The sequence below is a fragment of the Streptomyces botrytidirepellens genome (assembly GCF_003721215.1).
Classification (GTDB): Bacteria; Actinomycetota; Actinomycetes; order Streptomycetales; family Streptomycetaceae; genus Streptomyces; species Streptomyces himastatinicus.
The window spans coordinates 1-1,547 of the sequence record NZ_RIBZ01000464.1; the positions used below are offsets into that span (position 1 = coordinate 1).

1 protein-coding gene is annotated in these 1,547 nt (G+C 78.5%); it reads left to right on the top strand.

Annotated elements, in window-relative coordinates:
- Positions 1-2 precede the first annotated feature (2 nt).
- A partial coding sequence (locus tag EEJ42_RS31625) for a glycosyltransferase (RefSeq protein ID WP_425472994.1) occupies positions 3-1,547 on the top strand: 1,545 nt, incomplete at its 3' end.

A 1,547-nucleotide genomic window follows, 5' to 3' on the forward strand; every position in this document is an offset into this window, starting at 1 on the left:
AGCTGCCCGCGCAGGTGCGCCGGGTGCGCACCGCGCCGCTGTGGGGCGAGCCGACCGGGCGGCGGCGGTCGTACGGGCGGCGGCAGCGGCGGCGGTTCGCCGAGCACTTCGGGGATCTGGCGGTGGCGATCAGCGTGCCGGGCGGGCCCGACAGCGCCCAGGCGGACCGTTTCGCCAGTGGTCTCCACGGCCTCGCCGACCTCGCCCGCGACACCGGTGGACTGGCCGCCGCGCTCCGCTCCGAGGACGCCGTCCGCACGCTGGAGCGCGCCTGCCACACCCCCGGCGCGCCGCGCGCCGCCCACCGGGCGCGGGTCACCGACCTGCTGGCCGTGACCGAGGCGCTGGAGCGGGCGCTGCGCCCCCTGTCGCTCGACTGGTACGGCGGCGGTGGCCGCGACCCCGGGCTGTCCGGCGTGGACCTGTGCCACGCCACCTCCGGCGGCGCGGCCGCGCTCCCCGGGCTGCTGGCCAAGCGCTGGTTCGGGACGCCGCTGCTGGTCACCGAGTACGGCGTACGGCTGCGCGAGCACTACCTGCGGAGCACCGCCGGGCGCGACGACCGCTCCGGGCCGGTCCGCGCCCTGCTGGCCGCCTTCCAGAGGAGGCTGGCCGCCGAGGCGTACGCCCAGGCCGCGCTGATCACCCCCGGCAACACCCACGCCCGCCGCTGGCAGGAGCGGTGCGGCGCCTCCCCGGAGCGGCTGCGCACCGTCTACCCGGGCATGGACGCCGCCCGCTTCGCCGAGGTCGGCGAGGGCGGCGCGGCGGCCGGCGGCGGGGACGAGCGGACGCTGGTGTGGGTGGGGCGGCTCGAACCCGCCAAGGACGTCGTCGCGCTGCTGCACGCCTTCGCCGAGGTGCGCCGCTGGCAGCCGGACGCGCGGCTGCGCGTCATCGAGACCCGGCCCGGCGACGACCCGTCCGGCCACGGCCCGTCGGGTCACGGCCCGTCGGGTCACGGCCCGTCGGGCCACGACATCTCCGGCGACGGCTACCCGGCCCACTGCCGCGCCCTGGCCGACCACCTCTTCCCCGACGAGGCCGCGAACGCCCATACGCCCGGGGACAATCCGGTCTCCTTCGAGCACGTCGGCGACCCCGAGGTGCCCACCCTGGCGGACGCCTACGCGGCGGGCGCCGTCGTCGTGCTGTCCAGCGTGGTCGAGGGCTTTCCGGTGGGGCTGGTCGAGGCGATGTTCTGCGGCCGGGCCACGGTCTCGACGGACGCAGGCGCCGTCTGCGAGGCCATCGGCGGCACCGGCCTGGTCGTGCCGCCGCGCAACCCCAGGGCGCTCGCCGACGCGTGCCTCGCGCTGTTGCGCGACCCCGAGCGCCGCGCCCGCCTGGGCGCCGCCGCGCGCGCCCGGGCGCTGGAGCTCTTCACCGCCGAGCAGAACGTGGTCGCCTTCCGGGGCATCTACCTGGAGCTGATGTCGCACTGCCCGGTGCGCCGCGAGGAGGTCGGCGCGGGCGGTGCGCCGCTGCCGTTCGCCCGCCCGGCGGAGGCCCACATCCCGGGCCGCTGGACCGCGGGCCGGCGGCTC